This is a genomic window from Tenacibaculum aquaeponti, from assembly GCF_057221555.1.
Genome location: NZ_CM170147.1, coordinates 1,086,632 through 1,106,177, shown reverse-complemented (window position 1 = coordinate 1,106,177; position 19,546 = coordinate 1,086,632). Strand labels below are relative to the sequence as shown.

Genomic DNA, 19,546 nt, shown 5'->3' with positions numbered 1-19,546 from the left:
GCTCTTGATTTATCAAGAGCTTTTTTATTAAGATTTTTTGTTGAATAATTTGTGTCTTTAATAAAGTGTTTTTCCTCATAAAAAAGGAGGATATATGATTTTAAAAATAGTTAAATTATTGTTAGTTAGTGTGTTATCGTGTTTTAGATTTGTAACGTATTAACCGATTAAAATTAATAATATGAAAATTTTTAAAAGCATCGCAATTATTTTTATTGTATCGTTAATGATGACATCTTGTGAAAAAAACGAGATAAACGATATGAATGAAGAAACGGAAACTATTTTAGTACAAAGAGAAGGTACTAAAGAGAAATTACGATTGGATTATCATGAAAAGTATGGAGTTGTTAAAGCTCATGAATACCCAATGAATCCAAAAGGAATACAAGCAGAGCCTACTTTAGAAGACTTTTTAGAAAAATCTGATATTAAAAAGGAAGAGTTACTGGATTACAGAATTGTAAAAGATGAATTCTCAGGAGTTGGTTTAGCAGAGCATAGAATGGAAGATGGTAATGTGATTAACGTACCGCATAGATTCGAAAGAGAGCCTGTTTATAAACTTGAAGGAAAAACGATTCACGGGAAAAAGATAATTATTATTATTATCATTAGATGTGCTAATGGAATGATAATAGATGTAATCGTTATAGAGTTTTAGTAAAACCAAAAAAGACTGTCTAAGTAATTTTAGACAGTCTTTTTTATAATTAAAAGTTTAATTTTTATTTTTTAAGGACTTTTATAAACTTTCGTTCTCCTTTTGAATTCGTAATTGCTAAATGATAAAGTCCTACAGATATAGTATTAATATCTAATTCTATCGAGTTTGTTTCTTCTTCAGTAGTTAAAATTAAATTTCCAACGGCATTGTATAAACGAATATTATATGTGTCAAAAACATTAAGTTGAATATTAATTTTATTAGTTGCCGGGTTTGGAAAAATCTTATTTATGAAAGCAAAATTTTCATCAGTATTCAATGTATTTCTATTAATAGAAAAATCTGCTATTACTGGAAAATGATCAGAAGCTGTGCTAGTATCAAATTCTTGTAACCCAAATAAATTTAATCGTTCACTAGGCATTTCTTCAGTTTGAATTACAAAGGTCTTTTCCGCTTTTAAAACATAATCAGAGTAAATAATAAAATCTAGTTTACCTGGAGGAAAATTAGAACCATCAGATCTCCATGTGTAAGCCATAGGAATATCTGTTTGTAAAGCATTATCGTGTTTAAAATCTGTATCATCCCAATCTAAAGGTGCACCAGAACCATAAGTACTTACATTTTTAATTTGTCCAGTTAATAAAGTTGCTAATTGATCTGAAAGTCCAACTAAGTTTAAATCACCAGAATATACAATTGGAGTATTTTTTGGTAAAGTAATTTGTCCGCCTGGAGATTTTGCATCTAAAACAAAAGCAGCATATTCATCAACTTGCCTTTGTCTTCTGTCATCAGCTCCACAACAATTTAAGTGTGCATTGGTGTATAATAAATCTGTTCCATATTTTTCAGGTAAATTTATAAGTACTGGGAATTGACGATCTAAATCCCATTCTTGAGTAATTTTCCAACGAGAAACAGTTACTTCTCCACCATGTTTTTTAACATACCATCCATTAGAAGTTTCTAAAGGAATCCACGAATCAAATAAAGATTTAATGTATTCTGTAGTCGTGTCTGCACTTTCTACAAAACCAATAATATCTGGTTGAATAACTTTTATTAATCGTTCGTATTCATCTAATTTATTGGTGTCTAATAACGAATTTAATTTTGTGTTATACGCTACAATTCTTATGTAAGAATTATCAGACTTATTAATATCAATAGGTTGATAAGGAGTTGTAGGGGTTTCATCAAAGGTGTAAGTGAATACACTATTTAAATTAGGTAACCAATCAAAGTTAGCTCTATTACGAATTAGGATTTTTACCGAAGAAGAAGGAAATAATGGATTAATTCCATCAGGTATACTTGCTCTAGGAATTGCAATTTCAAATTCTTTTGATGTTACTGTTGGTGCAGCTCTTAAACCTACTTCAGAAAAATTAACTTGTGTTTTTGGAGTGTTCACAAAATTATTGAATAATACACGTTCTCCAAATTGAATACCTAGTTCAGCGCCATAGTCATCTCGTACTCTAAATCCTGTACTAGAATTATTATCAGTGTCTAAGTACATGAAAAAATTATGTGGAATTATATTTCCATCTGTTAAATCGAATTCTTTATTTGCTTTAACTTTAATATATAAATATTCAGCATCGTTCGTTACTTGAAATTCTAATAAATCAATACCATCAAGAGATTCATTTGTATCAGTAAAGGTTGTTAATTCAGAAGTCCAATCATCAAAATTTCCATCAATACGAATTGAAGTAGATTGAGAATAACTACAAGTACAAGTAAAAATTAAAAGAGTTAATAAAAATTTTATCATTTATTTTTTAGTTATAAAAAGGTTAGCAAATTTATGTTTTCATTAATTTATAACATAAAAAAATAAGATTAAAAGAAAGTTAAGGTTTACAAATTCGAAAAATAAAAGTATCTTGCAGTTATTATGCATGCATAATAAAATTTAAAATCAGACTGAATGACTAAGTACAAGAATATTTTTGAGCCGTTAGATTTAGGTTTTACAACAATTAAAAATAGAATCCTTATGGGATCTATGCATACTGGTTTAGAAGAAGAGAAAAATGGATACGATAAAATAGCCAGATTTTATGCCGAAAGAGCAAAAGGAGGAGTAGGATTAATCGTTACTGGAGGAATTGCTCCAAATATTCAAGGATGGACAGGTCCTTTTTCTGCTAGAATGAGTACAAAAAAACATGCAGAAAAACATAAAGTAATTACAGAAGCTGTTCATGCGGCTGGAGGAAAAATATGTATGCAAATTTTACATGCAGGTAGGTATGGTTATCATCCACTTAATGTAGCTCCATCTGCAATTAAATCGCCAATAACACCTTTTAAACCATTTAAACTTAGAGAATCTGGTATTAAAAGGACAATTAAAGATTTTGTTAAGTCTGCTGTTTTAGCAAAAGAAGCAGGTTATGATGGAGTCGAAATTATGGGATCTGAAGGGTATTTAATTAATCAGTTTATTGCAAAAAGAACTAATAAAAGAAACGATGATTGGGGAGGAAGCTACGAAAACCGTATGCGTTTACCTATTGAATTAGTTAAACAAACTAGAGAGAAAGTAGGTGAAAATTTTATTATTATTTACAGACTTTCTATGTTGGATTTAGTAGAGAACGGAAGTTCTTGGGATGAAATCGTAATGTTAGGAAAGGAAATAGAAAAAGCAGGAGCAACAATTATCAATACAGGAATTGGTTGGCACGAAGCTAGAATTCCTACAATAGCAACTTCGGTACCAAGAGCAGCTTTTACTTGGGTGACTAAAAAGATGAAAAGTGAAGTTTCTATTCCTTTAATTACTTCGAATAGAATTAATATGCCAGAAACTGCTGAAAAAGTTCTAGCAGAAGGTCATGCAGATATGATTTCTATGGCTCGTCCATTTTTAGCTGATCCAGAATGGGTGAATAAAGCAGAACAAGAAAAAGACGACGAAATTAATACCTGCATAGGCTGTAATCAAGCTTGTTTAGATCATGTTTTTGAACAAAAAGTAGCAAGTTGTTTAGTAAATCCAAGAGCTTGCCACGAAACAGAATTAAACTATTTACCAACAGATAAAAAGAAGAAAATAGCAGTTGTAGGTGCTGGTCCGGCTGGTTTGGCTGCTTCTACAGTTGCAGCGCAAAGAGGACACGAAGTTACTTTGTTTGATAGTGAAAGTGAAATTGGAGGACAGTTTAATATAGCTAAACAAATTCCAGGTAAAGAAGAGTTTTATGAAACGATTCGATATTTCGGTAAACAAATAGAACTTCACAATGTTAATTTGAAGTTGAATACTAGAGTAAATGCTGAAGATTTAGCACAAGGAGATTTTGATGAAGTAATTTTAGCTACAGGAATTACACCTAGAACACCAAGAATTCCGGGAGTAGATCATGAAAAAGTATTGAATTACATAGATGTTTTAAAACTTAAAAAAGAAGTTGGTAAAAGAGTCGCTGTAATTGGAGCTGGAGGAATTGGATTCGATTTATCTGAATATTTATCACATGAAGGAGAAAGTACTTCTCAAAATATAGATGCATGGTTAAATGAATGGGGAATTGATAAAAGTTTAGCAGCTAGAAGTGGTATTGAAGGTGTAGAAAAACATGTACATCCTTCTCCAAGAGAAATCTTTATGTTCAAGAGAAGTAAAGGAAAGTTTGGAGGTAATTTAGGGAAAACTACAGGATGGATTCATAGAGCAAACCTAAAGAAAAAGAATGTACAATTTATTAATGAAGTACAATATGATAAAATAGATGATCAAGGTTTACATTACACTCAAAATGAAGAACAGAAAGTTTTAGAGGTAGATAATGTAATTATTTGTGCAGGTCAATTACCATTTAAAGAATTACTACAACCATTACAATCTAAAGGAGTTAAAGTTCATGTAATTGGAGGTGCAGATGTAGCTGCTGAATTAGATGCTAAGCGTGCTATAGATCAAGGAAGTAGATTAGCTTCTCAATTATAAAAAACTATAAAGAATCACTCTTCCTTCAAAGGAAAATCAAGAAAAACTAGAATTATAATACGCTCATGAAATCATATCTAATAAACGAAATCGCTACTTTTCTAAAAGGAGATTTAATAGGTAATTGTACTGAAAAAATACATGCTCCAGAACAAATAGAAAAAGCAACTAAAAATCATATCACTTTTATAGGAAATAGTAAGTATGCACGTTTATGGGAGAAATCAGAAGCTAAGACAGCCATAGTAGATGAGAAAATAACAATAGAACCAGGAGAAGGTAGAGCTTTTGTTAAAGTTAAAAATGCAGATTTAGCAATGGCAAAAGTATTAGAACTTTTTCAAGCTGAATTACCATTTTTTTCTACAGATATTCATGCTACAGCTGTAATAAGTGAGACAGCAAAATTAGGTGACAATTGTAAGGTTGGTGCAAATTCTTTTATAGGAGAAAATGTTGTTTTAGGAGATAATGTAATAATATATCCGAATGTATCAATCTTTGATGATACAACGATTGGAGCTAATACAATCGTTTGGTCTGGAACAGTGATTCGTGAGCGAAGTGAAATAGGTAATAATTGTATCTTTCATACTAATGTGAGTATTGGAGCCGATGGATTTGGGTATAGACCAAGTGAACAAGGATTAACAAAAATTCCTCATATTGGAAATGTTATCATAGGAAATAACGTAGAAATTGGGGCAAATTCATGTGTAGATAGAGGCAAATTTAGCTCAACAATATTAGGAGACGGTTGTAAAATAGATAATTTAGTACAAATAGGTCACAATTCTGTTTTAGGAAGATTCTGTATCATGGCCGGAAATAGTGGTTTAGCAGGTTCTGTTACTTTAGGAGATGGAGTTGTAATTGGAGGTAGTGCATCTATAAAAGATCATACGACTATACATTCTGGTGCTACCGTAGGTGCAGGATCAGGTGTTATTTCAGATGTTGCTGCAGGAAAAACTGTTGTAGGATATCCAGCTTGTGAGTCAAGAGAAATGATGAAACAATGGGTTGCACTAAGAAAACTTGCACGAAAATAAATAACTCAATTATATAGAACCGTTAATTTATTCTTGAATAATATAAATATTTCTCGATATTTGTATTTCATTTTGCGTAAAATACTAAGGCATTTATATGTTTATCTCAAGAGAATGATAGGCTTAGTATAAACCAGATTTGTGGAAGCGCATTAAAAGATAGATATATGGCAATGAACAAAAACACAGTGTTGGCTTACGCCACACTTTTAATGATTTTTATTGGATTTTTATTAATAGGATTAGGAGCATACAGATACGAAGACATAGGCTGGGGTTTTGCGGCAATAGGTTTAGGATTCTTTGCCATAGCTTGGGTTTTTAATGCTTTAAAAGGCCGTGTATAAAACAAATAATTACTTCTCAAATAAATTTTATAAACAAAATTAACCGCTACATAAATGTCAGACGATAAAAAAGTCATATTTTCCATGAACAGGGTTTCTAAAACCTATCAATCAACTGGAAAACAAGTTTTAAAAGATATATATTTAAGTTTTTTTTACGGAGCAAAAATTGGAATTTTAGGTTTAAATGGATCGGGTAAATCTACCTTACTTAAAATTATAGCCGGAGTAGAAAAAAATTATCAAGGAGATGTTGTTTTTTCTCCTGGGTATAAAGTAGGATATCTAGAGCAAGAACCTCAACTTGATGAAGACAAAACTGTACTTGAAATCGTAAAAGAAGGAGTTGCCGAAGTTGTAGAAGTGTTAGATGAATACAATAAAATCAACGATATGTTTGGTTTAGAAGAAGTGTATTCTGATGCTGATAAAATGCAAAAATTAATGGATCGTCAAGCAGAATTGCAAGATAAAATCGATGCAACTAACGCTTGGGAATTAGATACCAAATTAGAAATTGCAATGGATGCACTTCGTACTCCAGATCCTGATAAAAAAATAGGTGTTTTATCAGGAGGAGAAAGAAGAAGAGTTGCACTTTGTAGATTATTACTTCAAGAACCTGAAATATTATTATTAGATGAGCCTACCAACCACTTAGATGCTGAATCTGTACATTGGTTAGAGCATCATTTAGCACAATATAAAGGAACCGTAATTGCCGTAACTCACGACCGTTATTTCTTAGATAATGTAGCAGGTTGGATTTTAGAGTTGGATAGAGGTGAAGGTATTCCTTGGAAAGGAAATTATTCTTCTTGGTTAGATCAAAAAGCAAAACGTTTAGAACAAGAAAGTAAATCTGCTTCTAAGCGTCAGAAAACTTTAGAACGAGAGTTAGAATGGGTTCGTATGGCACCAAAAGGGCGTCAAGCAAAATCAAAAGCTCGTTTAAAGAACTACGATAAGTTAATGAATCAAGATCAAAAGCAAACAGAAGAGAAGCTTGAGATTTACATCCCTAATGGTCCACGTTTAGGAACTAATGTAATCGAAGCTGCTGGTGTTTCTAAAGCTTTTGGTGAAAAGTTATTATATGAGAATTTAGAGTTTAATTTACCTCAAGCAGGAATTGTTGGTATTATTGGACCAAACGGTGCCGGTAAAACAACAATTTTTAGAATGATCATGGGAGAAGAGAATCCAGATGCTGGAACTTTCTCAGTTGGAGAAACTGCTAAAATTGCATATGTAGATCAAAACCATGCTAATATCAATCCTAATAAATCTATTTGGGAGAACTTTTCAGATGGTCAAGATTTAGTAATGATGGGAGGGAAGCAAGTAAATTCTCGTGCATATTTAAGTCGATTTAATTTTTCTGGTAGTGAGCAAAATAAGAAGGTAAATACTTTATCTGGTGGTGAGCGTAACCGTTTACATTTAGCCATGACGCTTAAAGAAGAAGGAAACGTACTATTATTAGATGAGCCTACCAACGATTTAGATGTAAATACACTTCGAGCTTTAGAAGAAGGATTAGAAAACTTTGCAGGATGTGCAGTAGTCATATCTCACGACCGTTGGTTCTTAGATAGAATTTGTACACATATTCTTGCTTTTGAAGGAGATTCTCAAGTGTATTTCTTCGAAGGATCTTTCTCTGAATATGAAGAAAATAAAAAGAAACGATTGGGTGGAGATATTATGCCTAAACGTATTAAGTATAAAAAATTAATTAGATAATCTCTGAAGCTCACCTAAATGGTGAGCTTTTTTAATGTTTAAAATATCTTTATTAATACATTTATTCTTTAAGTTTTGTAAATCTATTTGTAAACTAATATTTAAACAAATTAAATAATAATAGATAATAACTATAATTTACAATTCTGTGAATTATAAGATGAAAAAATTAAGTATAAATTTAAAAGGTGAATTTTTATTAATTTATCTTTTTTTATGGATTAGAGTTTTAACATATTCATAAAATATATGATATTTATTATCAGACTGATAAAAATATTATATTTCTCAAAATTTGTGTTTTATGTCTACTAAATAGATTGTAATTTTCAGACTTGAATGGATAATTAAAAGCCATGAGTAAATATTATATTTTCGATTTCGACAGTACGCTTACAAAAGTAGAAGCGTTGGATGTTTTAGCTGAAATAACATTAGCAAGCAATCCAAAAAAAGAAGAGGTAATTAATGAAATTATCAAAATCACAAACCTAGGGATTGATGGGGAAATCTCCTTTACCCAGTCGTTAGAACGTAGAATAAAATTACTTAATGCAAAGCGATCCGATTTAAATCTGTTAATTCAAGAATTAAAGAAAAGAGTGTCCAGTTCTATTGAAAGAAATAAAGAATTTTTTGAATCGTATTCAGAAAATATTTATGTAATTTCAGCAGGATTCAAAGAATTTATCATTCCTATAGTTGCAGAATACAACATTCCAGCAGAAAGAGTATTTGCTAATACTTTCGAGTTTAGTGAAAATGATGAAATTATAGGATTTGACAGAGACAATGTTCTTTCTGTGCACAATGGAAAAATAGCTTGCTTACAAGGCTTACAATTAGATGGAGAAATTCAGGTAATTGGCGATGGTTATAGTGATTATATAACTAAAGAAGCAGGAGTAGCCGATAAATTTTTTGCTTATACAGAAAATGTTCAGCGTGAAAAAACAATTAAAAACGCAGATTATATTACACCAAATTTAGATGAATTTTTATTTATAAACGATTTGCCAAGAAATATATCATATCCGAAAAATCGTATCAAAATGCTATTATTAGAAAATATACATGCAGATGCGTATAAGAAATTTACAAATGATGGTTTTACAGTAGAAACTGTAAGTAGAAGTCTTTCAGAAGAAGAGTTAATTGAGAAGCTACAAGATGTACACGTAATAGGAATCCGATCTAAAACACAAATTACTGAAAAAGTAATTAAAAATGCTCCAAAGTTATTAGCTGTAGGAGCGTTTTGTATTGGAACTAAACAGATTGACTTAGATGCGTGTAAAGAAAATGGAATAGTTGTTTTTAATGCACCATATAGTAATACCAGATCAGTTGTAGAGTTAGCCATAGGAGAAATAATTATGTTAATGCGTAGTGTTTTTCAGCGTAGCACAGAGATTCATAACGGTGAATGGAATAAAACTGCACAAGGCTCAAAAGAGGTAAGAGGAAAGAAGTTGGGTATTGTAGGATATGGGAATATCGGAAAACAATTATCTGTTTTAGCTGAAGCCCTAGGGATGGATGTGTATTATTATGATGTTGAAGATAAGTTAGCTTTAGGTAATGCTACTAAAATGAACTCTTTAGTAGATTTGCTAGCTGTTTCTGATGTAGTAACTTTACATGTAGATGATAACTCTTTAAATAGAAATTACATTGGTGCTAAAGAAATTTCACAAATGAAAGACGGAGCTCATTTAGTAAATTTATCAAGAGGTTTTGTTGTAGATATTCCTGCTTTAACAGAAGCATTAAAATCTGGTAAGTTAGCTGGTGCTGCAGTAGATGTTTATCCTGAAGAACCTAGGAAAAATGGAGAGTTTTATACAGAGTTAAAGGGATTACCAAATGTTATTTTAACACCTCACGTTGGTGGAAGTACAGAAGAAGCTCAAAGAGATATAGCAGATTTTGTACCCGGAAAAATTATGGCATATGTTAATTCAGGAAATACTGTTGATGCTGTAAATTTTCCAAATATTCGTTTACCAAAACAACAAAATTCACACCGTTTTTTGCATATGCATAAAAATGTATCTGGTGTAATGGCTAAAATTAATAAAGTTGTTGCGGAATACGGATTAAATATTGTTGGGCAATATTTATCTACAGATCCTAAAGTAGGATATGTTATTACAGATGTAGATAAAGATTATAATCAAGATGTAATTCAAGAATTAAAGAATGTTGAAGGAACAATACGTTTTAGAGTATTGTATTAATACATTATTTACAGCTTTTTTGAGTCGTCCTAAAATAGGTTAAGATAAATCTTTCAACCTATTTTAGGACGACTTATTGATTATTACTTCTTCATTTGTAAAGCTAAAGAGAGAGTTAAAATAGAAAGGCTATTAAATTTATCAAATGATATATTTCCAAATTGAGGATAGGTTTTATTTAAACATGCTTCTGCTGAAGTTTGAATAAGTGAGTATAAAGGGTCGGAAGTGTTAGAAAGTTTTTCAGAGATTGGGTTACTACCTTTTAAATACCCATATAATAAATAACGCATACAGATACCTGATCCAGAAGCATAATCACCAGAATCAGTAACTTTAAGTCCGTTATTAGGAGTGTAAGGGAACCAAGGAGCTATAATATTATTTTGAATGGGAGTAATTGGATTAGTGGTAGTCATATTAGGGATTCCACTTAAAATTACATTCATCGTTTCATTAGCAAAACTTTCTTCAGATAAGATTATCGTTGAATATTCATAAAATCCACCTAGATATAATCCTTGATCTCCTGCCCAACATGTATTTGCTTCATACCAAGAATTAGGATTTACTAGAGTACTTCCTCCATAATTTTGAACACTATTGTTATAGGCAGGATATCGTTCTCTAATTAGTCCTGATTGCTCTCCAGTTTTGAATAAAATACTGTATTCAGAATCAGTTATCCATTGTTTAAAAAAAGATACAAAAGAATCAATGTATGGAGAAATACGTTTTTGTAATTCAAAATCTTCAGATATTTTATATAATCGAGTAGATAAAGTGAACCATAACCCATTTACTACACTATCTTGAAAAGGACCGAGTTTTGCAGTTAAGGGATCACCAAAATTAGCTTGCCAAACTCCTCCTTCGTATCTAGGTGCAGTTTTGTTAATATAAGGGCTGTTTTGGTTTATAGCAGTTAGGTATACATTTGGAGCCCCACCATATTGTGTATATGTACCTGTTTCCATTGCGATCCAGCACGCTTTAGCTATATTTTGAGCCTTTACCTTAGTTTCAGGAGTAAATAATTTTTCATAAAAAGGATCATAAGCTTTAGAACAGGCAATACCCCACCAACCAGCATCGTCATACCAATTTGCACACTGAGCAGTTCCTGGAATTGTACTTGTTCCGTTGTAGTAAACATTAGCAGGTACTTGTTGTGTTCCATTTTGGTTAAAAATAATATCACAATTGTATTTTGCTAAAACATCAGATACAGCTTTTTGAGCTTCTGTTTTAGTAATATTAATATCTTCAGTGTTATCTAAAGAATTGGCAATAGAAAGAGCAAGGAAATCTAAAACAGTATCAAAAATACAACCAGCTTGCCAATAGTTTGGAGACTCAGCTAATAATGTATTATTTAATAAATCATGATAATTTGAATACGCTAATGCGTACTTTGAAATTGTGGTGTCAGTTTTCATAATAAAAGCTTTAATGATAAGTATTTCTTATGTATTAAATTTACTGTTCTACTTTAAGAGGTATGAAAAAAATGGAATAAGCGATATGAAAATTGGAATTAATATGGAGTTTTAATTCACAAGATTAATGGATAGAAATAAATTTAAAAAACGAAAGCCTTGTTTTTAACAAGGCTTTTTAATTGTAATAGAATAATTGTTATTTAGATTTTTGTAAATTCCCTTGAATAGACCAAGCAAAGTCTAGCATTAATCTATTTTTTAATACTGGATCTTTATAACTTGTGTATTTGTCTCCTTGGTAACTAGGTCCGTTAAAGCTTGAGCCTTTTTTGGTGTCGATAGCTGCAACCATATGGCATGACATACAGTTAGAATGTACACCTAAATTCGTGTTTATTTTATTGCCATTATTTATAACATAACTGTCAGATCCAAATCTCCCAAAATGAGATTCTAGGTATGGATTGAAAGCAATTAAAGGGTTTCCTTCATTTTTACCATTAATGTATGGTTGGCTAGGTGTTATCATAGAATAAGCAACAGCCATAGCGTAATGCGTAGCTGCACCTTTAAGTTTAATTCCTTTTTTAGAAGAAGCAATTGCATTAGAGCTAGGATTTCTTGGATTTAAAGGTGTAGGTGACCACCAATAGGTTTGCCATGTCCAACGTTTAATTTCTTTTGTAGTAACATGCATTGCCACTAAAAGAGCAATATCTCCTTCTTTAGCTTTTATATCAGCATTGTTTATTTGTTGATTATAAGATTCTGCTTGTTTTTTTGAAATTTTAAAATGTATAAAATCATCTAAGTAAAATGTGTTGTTTTCATTAATATTGTTACAGTTGTAGTCTAAACGGCCATTTGGATTGTTTTTCTTTTCGTTTAAATTTATGTGAATACAAGATTTCCATTTACTTTGAGGATAACCATCATCATATGATTTTGGACCATTCCATGCTGACATTGTATACATACCATCGTATATTTTATCTTCCGTTATAATTTTATATACAGGTTTAATGTTTATTGCATCCGAAGGAAAATCTGGAATTTTACTATAAGGATCTTTTTGCATTTTTTGTAAACTAGATAAATAAAATATTTTATTATCAAGAGCAAATTTTTCAGAAGCCTCGTTATAACCTACGGTAACAACAATGCTTAAATCATCGGTAACAAATTCAGGGTTATGGTGTGTAAATTGATGAGGTTTTTCAAAGAGAGTTTCAGTTTTATTTTTTTTAGATGAACTATTTAGTTTGTCAACAATTTGAGAAGGACTAGACCACGTTTGATATCTTAATTTATTATCCTCTACACTCGTAGTTAAATGTTTCCAAATATACCAACTATGTTTATACATAGCTTTAAGATCATTAGAAGTAATCCATTTATTAATAGTTATAGAGTCCATTGGATATCCATAGTTATTAGAAACTTTTGTGTATTTCTTTTCTTCTTTCTTTTTTTCATTATTGCATGATACAAATACAATCATACAAGTAATTAAAGTGATTAGTTTTATTGATTTCATGACTCGATTTTGTTGGTTATTTATTACATTAAAATTACAAATGCTTTATTTACTTTTGATATAAAAATGCACAAGTGTAGTTAAAAGATTCATCAAAGAGTGTTTTTGTATAATAAGAGTTTTAAAAAAAAATAAACCTTGTTGAAGCATTTATCAACAAGGTTTTAGTAGTAGTAAATATAAAGTTTGGTTAAACTTTTTAATTGAAAATTATTTCATTTTCTTGACAATATTTAGTATTTCATTTAAGTGTTTTTGTTTTGTTTGTTTTTTAGATAACTTGTTGTTACGATCAACAGCACCATTAAAAATATGACTTATATTTAAAGGAGAACCGCTAGATCCATTACTACTATGACAAGAAAAACAATTCCCCATTGTCTTAACAGATTGTTCGTGTATAGCTTTTGGTGGAACAAAGCCTAATTGCTCATATGTTTCCATTGTAATATTATATGCTGCAACCGATCCACGAGTTAATTTGCCAGGAGCAGAATTACTTAAATTATTTCCTAAAGTATTTAATAATTTAGCTTGTTCAGTAGGGTATTTGTATCCTTCGGTATCAATCCAAATTGAACCATTATAAAAATAATTATTCCAAACATCTTTTAATTGAAGTTTTACGCTTTCATTAATAATTTCAATATTATCAAAGTTTTGTTTTCCATCTTGACTTGTAGCTAAAAAAGTATTTCCTGCTTGACGAGGTACTCCATATTTGTTAACTGCAAAAACATTTGGATTATCTTTGGAAGGGTCATTAAAATGACTAGCAAGATTATCAATTGTTCCTGTTGCATCTTTGTTGAAAAATAATTTATTCGTGGCAGATGTAACTGGTACATCAGATGTAGTGGTTGCTTTCCAATCATAATAAGGTGCTAAATCATCATGTTCAAAAGTAGCCCAAATAAATTCTGGGTGATTGTATACAACACCAACTACATGCATACCTAACAAAGCTATTTGTGTATCGTTACCATTAATTACAGCATCTGTTAAGAAATAAGAACTTGTATCTTTAATAGCTTTTGCATCAACCCAAGCAACCTTTAATTCTAATGAGCTTACAGGGAAAGTTGCATCAACATACTTACTGGCTTCCATTTTAGCATAATGTTCAATGTTTTTGTATAATGTATCATTTACATGAATAGAATAATAAACATCATAACTTGTGTTGTCTGTACTAAAAGCCTTATTTGATTTAAGAATATCGCCTGTTGCTTGAAGGTTTTCTTGAGCTGTAAGAATAATTTTATCCTGACCTTCAGGTTGAGTTACAGGTACATTATGACTATCAACTTGAGTTAATTCTCTCATAAACAAGGGTTTTCCGTTGATGTCATTTGTTAACCAAAGAAATTTTTGCCAAGACCATTGATGAAAATCACAATTTGAAACCGTTTTATTGTTACCAAAAACACTAGATTGCCCTTCTTCTGGAGCTTTGGTTTTTCTTTTTCCTGTAGTTGGATCAATAGTAAACCACGATGATTTTGCTGTACATAAATCTTCAATTTCGTTTTTAATGTACGTTACTATCTCTTTTTCAATTTTCTTTATTTCTTTTTTTTCTTTTTTACAGGATATAATTGATAATACACCAATTAAAAAAGTGAAAATTAATTTAAGAAGCTTCATAATTATTTAATATTAGTTAGTTTATAATGGTTTTAAAGTTATTGAAAAAGCAATTTGAAGCTATTATAAAAAGCTTAAGAATATAAAAGAAAGGTATGAAAGTGTAGTTTTAAGCTATGAAGTATGTTTGTTTTTAATGAAATAGGAGTAGTTAATATTTTAAATTTATAGTAAAATTCAAAATAAAACTGAAAAATATAAAGTTTAGTTATATTCTATAAATCGTTAAAGTCACTTAATTCGTTTTCAATTTCAAGAACTCCTTTTTGTAAAATGTTAATATATTGAGTAATATTTTCAACTTTAAATCTACTTAAAGGTCCTGAAGCACTTAATGAAGCTATAACAGTTCCTGTTTTATTTTTAATGGGAATAGCAATACATACAAGTCCAAATTCAAGTTCTTCCATGTCTAAAGAATATCCTTGATTTTTAATAAGCTTTAATTCTTTTTTAAAATTACTTATGTTGGTTATGGTATTATCGTTATGAGGTTTTAAATCGATATTACTTAATATTTCTTCTTGTTCATTTACAGGTAAATATGCAAGTAAAAGTTTTCCGGAGGCTGTAGCATGAATAGGTTGATAAGAACCAATAGAAGTATTAATTTTTAAACCATGTAAACTATCAGCTTTATTTATATGAAAAACTTGATATTCTTTAATTATACTTAATAAAACAGTTTCTTGAATATCTAATGCTACTTTCTTAATAGCTGTATTGGTTAATTTAATTAATGTTTTATATAAAGATACACGATTGCCTAGCTCAAATAGTTTACTTCCTAAACTATATTTTTCATTAGAATTCTGATAAACAATATTTAAAGAATTAAGAGTATGTAGTAATCTATAAACTGTACTCTTGTTGTAACCAGTTTTTTGTGCTAATTCTCTAACTCCCCATGTGTGTTTTTCATGAGAGAATGCATCAAGTAAAACAAATGCTTTAATGATAGATTGATTTAATTTTTTATCATTATTCTGATTATTCAAAAGAAAGTAATTTTTATTCATTTGCTAAAATAATAAAAAAGTGTTAAATTTATAAAACACCGTTTTATTTAGTGAAACACTTATTTTTTAATTATTCAAATAAAAAGATGTTCTTAAAACTTTTTTTATAAGTGTAAAAAGAAATTAAATATGTATAAAAACACGTTAGAATACGCTATACAACAAGATAAAGAAGATGAACTTTCATATTTAAGAAACCAGTTCCATATTCCTAAAGATGATAAAGGAAATGACTGGTTATACTTTACAGGAAACTCACTAGGATTACAACCAAAACAAACACAAAAATACATTCAGCAGGAATTAGATGATTGGGCAAAATATGGAGTAGAGGGCCATTTTGAAGGAGAAACGCCATGGTTGCCTTATCATGAGTTTCTAACAGAAAAAATGGCAAAGATTGTTGGTGCTAAACCATTGGAAGTTGTAGTTATGAATACGTTAACAACAAACTTACACTTGTTAATGGTTTCGTTTTATCAACCAACCAAGCAAAAGTATAAGATTGTCATTGAAAGTGATGCTTTTCCTTCTGATAGATATGCAGTACAATCACAATTAAAATTTCATGGTTTCGATATTGAAAACGGATTGGTAGAATGGAAACCAAGAGCTGGTGAAGAGTTATTGAGAATAGAAGATTTAGAAACTATAGTTGAAGAACAAGGAGATGAAATTGCGTTACTATTAATCGGCGGCGTAAATTATTATACAGGTCAATATTTAGATATTAAACGTATTGCAGAAATTGGTCATGCTAAGAACTGTATTGTTGGAATCGATTTGGCTCATGGAGCAGGAAATGTTCAACCTAATTTACATGATAGCGGAGTAGATTTTGCCGCTTGGTGTACTTATAAATATCTAAATTCTGGACCAGGAAGTTTATCAGGATTATTTGTTCATGAAAAACATGCGCATAACAGAGATTTACCAAGATTCGCAGGTTGGTGGAATCATAATAAGGATACACGTTTCAATATGCGCCAACCGTTTGATGTAATGTCTGGTGCAGAAGGTTGGCAATTATCAAATCCGCCAATTTTATCAATGGCAGCAATTCGTTCGTCTTTAGATTTATTTGATACTGTAGGAATGGATGCACTACGAGAAAAGTCAGAAAAGCTTACCGGATATTTTGAGTATTTGATTAATCAAATTGATACTGATAGAATTAAAATCATAACACCTTCTAATCCAAAAGAAAGAGGTTGTCAATTATCAATTCAAGTACAACATGCAGATAAAAGTTTACATCAAAAATTAACAGATCATCATATTATCACCGATTGGAGAGAGCCAGATGTTATTCGTTGTGCACCAGTGCCAATGTATAACAGTTTTGAAGATGTATTTAGAATGGTCGAGATTTTAAAAAGCTTATTGTAAAATGGAGCGTCTTATATGTATTACAATCTTAATTTTTCTATTTAGTTGTTCAAATAAAAGTAAAGAAAACTTGAAACAATGTTTAGATGAAAATGAAGTAGAACTTCTATATGAAGGGAAAATAATTTTTGAGGAAGCTTTAGTGAAATTTTATTCAAAAAAGAATTTAGCGCAAAACTATAAAGTATATCTTGAAGATTTAACAATTGCATCAGATAGTTTAGTAATGTTAGAATCTAATGCTAAAGCGGTGCAATTTATAGATAAATTGAGAAAATTAAATAAGATAGATAGCTTTTGGACTATTAATAAAACAGATCAATTAATACTAAAACAGGAAGATTATGAAATTGCAAAAGGAAATTATCTTTCTTGTCTAGAAAGTGTAGCTAAAACAGAAATATTTAAAGACTTTTTTATAGTGTTAAATGATAAAGAGGTAAACATTTCAAGTGCAATTGTTGCTAAAAGTTTATTACATGAAGATTTAATTACAAGAATGTTAAAAGAAGATAAAGAGTTATTAAGTATTTATGTAGCCTTTCATATGTATTATGAATCAATTTTAAATAGTCAATTATATCTTGAAGAAAAGGTTTTTTAAAAAAATACAGATTCGTTAAAAATTAATTACTCATGACGAAACAAGACAAAATATTAATCGTTGGAGCTGGTTTATGTGGAAGTTTATTAGCTTTACGTTTAGCGCAACGAGGATATAAAATAGAAGTATACGAAAGCAGACCAGATTTACGAAAAGTAGATATTTCTGCAGGCCGATCAATTAACTTAGCTTTATCTGATAGAGGATTAAAATCATTACGATTAGCTGGTGTTGAAGAACAGGCGAAAGCATTATGTATTCCAATGTATGGGCGTTTAATTCATGATATTGAAGGAAATACTTTTGCCTCTAACTATTCAGGAAGAGCAGGAGAATATATAAACTCAGTTTCGCGTCAAGATTTAAATGCTTTATTACTTGATGAAGCAGAAAAACACGAAAATGTAAACATACATTTCAATGCTAAGTGTACAGGAATAGATATAGAAAATACTGTAGCTCATTTCAAAAGTTATGAAACTGATGAAGAATTTTCTGTTAATCCAGATATTATTTTTGGAGCAGATGGAGCAGGATCAATACTTCGAAAAAGTTATTATTTAGAACGTAAATTTCTATTCAGTTATAGTCAAGATTATTTAACACATGGATATAAAGAGTTAGAAATTCCAGCAGATAAATTAGGCAATCATCAAATCAGTAAAGATCATTTACATATTTGGCCAAGAGGTGAATATATGCTAATTGCGTTGCCAAATTTAGATGGAAGTTTTACAGTAACCTTGTTTTTAAGTTATGAAGAAGGAAAGTTTAATTTCGAAAACTTAACTACAGAAGAAGAAGTTACACATTTCTTTGAAACTCAATTCCCAGATGCATTAGCTTTAATTCCAAACATAAAAGACGAATTTTTCAATAATCCAACAGGATCTCTAGGAACAGTAAAATGTTCACCTTGGATGTATAAGAACAAAACATTATTAATCGGTGATGCAGCTCATGCAATTGTGCCTTTTTACGGACAAGGAATGAATGCTTCTTTTGAAGATGTGGCTGTTTTTGATGGTGTTTTAGAACGATTCGAAGGTGATTGGGAGCAAGTGTTTAAAACGTATCAACAAGAACGTAAAAGAGATACTGATGCAATTGCTGATTTGGCTGTCGACAATTACTACGAAATGCGAGATCATGTTGCAAATCCATTATTCAAACAAAAACGTAAATTAGAGATGGATTTAGAAGAAAAGTTTCCAGAATCGTATTATTCAAAATATTCTATGGTAACTTTTAATGAAGATATTGGTTACAACGAAGCAATGAAAAAAGGACGAGCACAAGATAAAGCGTTATTAAATTTAATTGCTGATGCTGAGGTTTCAACTTCAGAAAATATGTCTACACAAGAATTAGAAATCGTATTGAATAAAGTAAATCACGAAACAAAAGAGATTCTTGCTGAAGATAAAATTGCTGGATTGAAATAGTAGTTCCAGATATATAGTAAAAATAAACTAAATGTCACCTCGAGCATTATTGAGTTAAAATCTTTTAAACGAAGATAGCTTACGAAGTAAGTCGAGAGGTTATTATGAAAAAATATTATGTTTATATGTTAAAATGTTCAGACAGCTTATTATACGTAGGTTTAAAGAATAATATTCAAAGAAGATTTGAAGAACATGAAAACGGCATTAATAAAAACTGTTTTACCTATAAAAAAAGACCAGTTGAATTAATTTTTAACCAAGTTTTTAATGATGTTGAACAGGCTATATTTTTTGAAAAGAAAATAAAGAAATGGAGTTCAAAGAAAAAGTTAGCTTTAGCTAATGGAGATTTTGATATGTTAAAAATCTTATCAGAATGTAGAAATGCAACTCATTCAAAATACAATTTGAAATAATAGGTCTCGACTGCGCTCGACC

General features: G+C 30.2%; 15 protein-coding genes. 10 read left to right on the top strand and 5 right to left on the bottom strand.

Translation table 11 applies throughout. The annotated features are described in order from the left end of the window. The first annotated feature begins 181 nt into the window (after positions 1-181). Entirely contained in the window at positions 182-664 is a 483-nt protein-coding gene (locus AC2TEO_RS04905) for a hypothetical protein (RefSeq protein WP_442267042.1), read from the top strand. 64 nt (positions 665-728) lie between these two features. On the opposite strand, the gene AC2TEO_RS04900 is transcribed toward AC2TEO_RS04905, so the two are convergent. Further along, complete coding sequence (locus AC2TEO_RS04900) at positions 729-2,453, bottom strand: T9SS type A sorting domain-containing protein (RefSeq protein WP_442267041.1); 1,725 nt, start codon at positions 2,451-2,453, stop codon at positions 729-731. A 156-nt stretch (positions 2,454-2,609) separates the two neighbouring features. Here AC2TEO_RS04900 and AC2TEO_RS04895 point away from each other — a divergent pair, with 156 nt between their 5' ends. The 5 genes from AC2TEO_RS04895 (at position 2,610) to serA (ending at position 10,022) form a co-directional block, all read left to right on the top strand. Continuing rightward, the gene (locus tag AC2TEO_RS04895) at positions 2,610-4,637 is read left to right on the top strand and encodes an oxidoreductase (protein ID WP_442267040.1); all 2,028 of its coding nucleotides are present in this window, start codon (positions 2,610-2,612) and stop codon (positions 4,635-4,637) included. 65 nt (positions 4,638-4,702) lie between these two features. After that, on the top strand, positions 4,703-5,689 hold the full coding sequence (gene lpxD / locus AC2TEO_RS04890; RefSeq protein ID WP_442267039.1) for a UDP-3-O-(3-hydroxymyristoyl)glucosamine N-acyltransferase: 987 nt from the start codon (positions 4,703-4,705) through the stop codon (positions 5,687-5,689). Between the two features lie 167 nt (positions 5,690-5,856). After that, entirely contained in the window at positions 5,857-6,036 is a 180-nt protein-coding gene (locus AC2TEO_RS04885) for a CAL67264 family membrane protein (protein ID WP_442267038.1), read from the top strand. Between the two features lie 54 nt (positions 6,037-6,090). Continuing rightward, on the top strand, positions 6,091-7,782 hold the full coding sequence (gene ettA, locus AC2TEO_RS04880; RefSeq protein WP_442267037.1) for an energy-dependent translational throttle protein EttA: 1,692 nt from the start codon (positions 6,091-6,093) through the stop codon (positions 7,780-7,782). A 356-nt stretch (positions 7,783-8,138) separates the two neighbouring features. Beyond that, positions 8,139-10,022 carry a phosphoglycerate dehydrogenase gene (gene serA / locus AC2TEO_RS04875; RefSeq protein ID WP_442267036.1) on the top strand — a complete coding sequence of 628 codons (1,884 nt, stop codon included), beginning with the start codon at positions 8,139-8,141 and terminating at the stop codon, positions 10,020-10,022. An 83-nt stretch (positions 10,023-10,105) separates the two neighbouring features. Here the strand turns inward: serA and AC2TEO_RS04870 are convergent, their stop codons facing one another. From AC2TEO_RS04870 to AC2TEO_RS04855, 4 genes are all read right to left on the bottom strand, one after another. After that, positions 10,106-11,461, bottom strand: coding sequence for a hypothetical protein (locus AC2TEO_RS04870; RefSeq protein ID WP_442267035.1), 1,356 nt, complete (start codon positions 11,459-11,461; stop codon positions 10,106-10,108). 199 nt (positions 11,462-11,660) lie between these two features. Beyond that, the gene (locus tag AC2TEO_RS04865; RefSeq protein ID WP_442267034.1) at positions 11,661-13,001 is read right to left on the bottom strand and encodes a hypothetical protein; all 1,341 of its coding nucleotides are present in this window, start codon (positions 12,999-13,001) and stop codon (positions 11,661-11,663) included. A gap of 210 nt (positions 13,002-13,211) precedes the next feature. Next, positions 13,212-14,648, bottom strand: a complete 1,437-nt coding sequence (locus tag AC2TEO_RS04860; protein WP_442267033.1) for a hypothetical protein — start codon at positions 14,646-14,648, stop codon at positions 13,212-13,214. Between the two features lie 215 nt (positions 14,649-14,863). Continuing rightward, positions 14,864-15,646 carry an IclR family transcriptional regulator gene (locus AC2TEO_RS04855; protein WP_442267032.1) on the bottom strand — a complete coding sequence of 261 codons (783 nt, stop codon included), beginning with the start codon at positions 15,644-15,646 and terminating at the stop codon, positions 14,864-14,866. A 150-nt stretch (positions 15,647-15,796) separates the two neighbouring features. Here AC2TEO_RS04855 and kynU point away from each other — a divergent pair, with 150 nt between their 5' ends. The 4 genes from kynU (at position 15,797) to AC2TEO_RS04835 (ending at position 19,524) form a co-directional block, all read left to right on the top strand. After that, positions 15,797-17,056, top strand: a complete 1,260-nt coding sequence (gene kynU, locus AC2TEO_RS04850) for a kynureninase (RefSeq protein ID WP_442267031.1) — start codon at positions 15,797-15,799, stop codon at positions 17,054-17,056. Between the two features lie 70 nt (positions 17,057-17,126). Then, entirely contained in the window at positions 17,127-17,660 is a 534-nt protein-coding gene (locus tag AC2TEO_RS04845) for a hypothetical protein (RefSeq protein WP_442267030.1), read from the top strand. A gap of 32 nt (positions 17,661-17,692) precedes the next feature. After that, positions 17,693-19,105: an FAD-dependent oxidoreductase gene (locus AC2TEO_RS04840; protein WP_442267029.1), complete on the top strand. Its 1,413-nt coding sequence runs from the start codon at positions 17,693-17,695 to the stop codon at positions 19,103-19,105. Positions 19,106-19,209: 104 nt separating this feature from the next. Beyond that, on the top strand, positions 19,210-19,524 hold the full coding sequence (locus AC2TEO_RS04835; protein ID WP_442267028.1) for a GIY-YIG nuclease family protein: 315 nt from the start codon (positions 19,210-19,212) through the stop codon (positions 19,522-19,524). The last annotated feature ends 22 nt before the right edge of the window (positions 19,525-19,546 follow it).